The organism is Flavobacterium succinicans, from assembly GCF_001662485.1.
Classification (GTDB): Bacteria; Bacteroidota; Bacteroidia; order Flavobacteriales; family Flavobacteriaceae; genus Flavobacterium; species Flavobacterium succinicans_A.
The window spans coordinates 1-1622 of the sequence record NZ_JMTM01000045.1; the positions used below are offsets into that span (position 1 = coordinate 1).

Here is a 1622-nt window from a genome sequence, read left to right on the forward strand (position 1 = left end):
ATTATGCAGGCTTAGAAAATGATTTAGAGGTTGTGATGTTGGATTTATTTTAGATTGTTGATGCACTGTGTGGGCACGGATTACTTCGTCAGTTCACTTCGTTCGTGTGCAAATCCGCGCTATCTTCCGTAGAGCTATATCCGCGCGATCGAGTTGGTTTAGTTTGTGGGGCATAACAAACAAAAATAGTATTTTTTTCTAGAAGCACTACTTCTTTGCGCACCACACGAGTCGTCCCGCTGTACGTTATATCTTGCTGGGCGAACCCCGCCCAGCAAGGATGCCACTTCCATCGGGGCTAAGTGAGAACGTTTTGTTTTCATAACAAATAACAGATCATGTAAAACCAAAAAACTACAAAATACCCCAACGGTTACTTTGTAGTTTTTTATGATGATTTGAAACGCATATCATTCTAAAGATATTTACTTTATAAGTCGGGATTTGACACATTTACGGTTTTTAAGAACTTAAAAAAAAACGCAAAAGTCATGAGACTTTGCGGAGCGGGGAAAGTCAGAGACATTTGCTCAGTAGCATTTTATATGAACACTGCGTAGAGCGGGGGTAAAAAAAAATTAAGCTAAATCTTCTTTTATGTAAGGTTTCTGTATTAAATATTTTTCATCCCATTCATACAAAGGTTTTGTCTTTTCTAATGTTTTTAAGATTTTGAGATATTTATCGTAATCTTTTTTCAAAAACTTGTCTTTAGGAGATTCCTTGAGTTCCTGAGCAAATATCTCTAACATTTCTTCTACTAAATCATTGTATCCTGGGTGAGAACATAGTTTCCAAATAATTACTTTTTTATAAAAGCCATCTCCCGAAAATAAATCAGCAATAAAACCATTATCTTTTGTTTCTAAAAAAGGCAAAAAATCGCGTATGTCCTGCCAATATTTAAAAAATGGAATTGCTTCTTGTTCTATGTATTGTTGTATAAGTTGACAAGCTTTATCTATGCCAGCTTCAGTATCTAAACTTACAGGCAATTGACTCAAAATGCTTTCTCCTATTTTATGGTTAAAGAGATGTTTATTGATATTTATGTTAATAGTTGAATTTCCCTGACCAATTTTATATTTGGAATCTAAAATTATTTCAATTTCACTAAACTCAATACCAGCAAGTATATTCTTTAATAATTGAATTTCAATATTACCTAAATATATGCTGTTAGCTTTATTTTCAAAAACAGATATTGCTTCAATATATTTTTCTTCTAATAGTAAAATACTAAAACTAGTAGGTAAAATTTCTTTATATTTCTTATCTAAATATTCTTTTATCATTTTTATTTAAAAATTTTAATTGTTTGTGTGATTGTTTTCCCATCTCCATTACTAATAGATTTATAAATATCAGTTTTATATATTCTAATTTTATCACCTGTTTTTAATAGTTCCTCATAATCCCGATAGCGCGGATTTGCAATCCGTGCCCACAACGATGAGTCGCAAACTTAATCCTTGTCCGTGCCCACAACGATGAGCCGCAAACTTAATCCCGATAGCGCGGATTTGCAATCCGTGCCCACAACGATGAGTCGCAAACATAATCCATGCCCACAAGGCAAATCTACTTAAAACAAAGAAATACAAGCTACATTTTTGTTTGTT

1 protein-coding gene is annotated in these 1622 nt (G+C 33.0%); it reads right to left on the reverse strand.

Annotation, left to right across the window (positions count from 1 at the left end; all coding sequences use genetic code 11):
• Positions 1–578: 578 nt before the first annotated feature.
• Entirely contained in the window at positions 579–1295 is a 717-nt protein-coding gene (locus tag FLB_RS07325; protein WP_064715313.1) for a hypothetical protein, read from the reverse strand.
• Positions 1296–1622 lie beyond the last annotated feature (327 nt).

Bases quoted from the DNA above. Each gene is read 5' to 3' on its own strand.
- FLB_RS07325 (WP_064715313.1), bottom strand. From the start codon at position 1,295: ATGATAAAAGAATATTTAGATAAGAAATATAAAGAAATTTTACCTACT.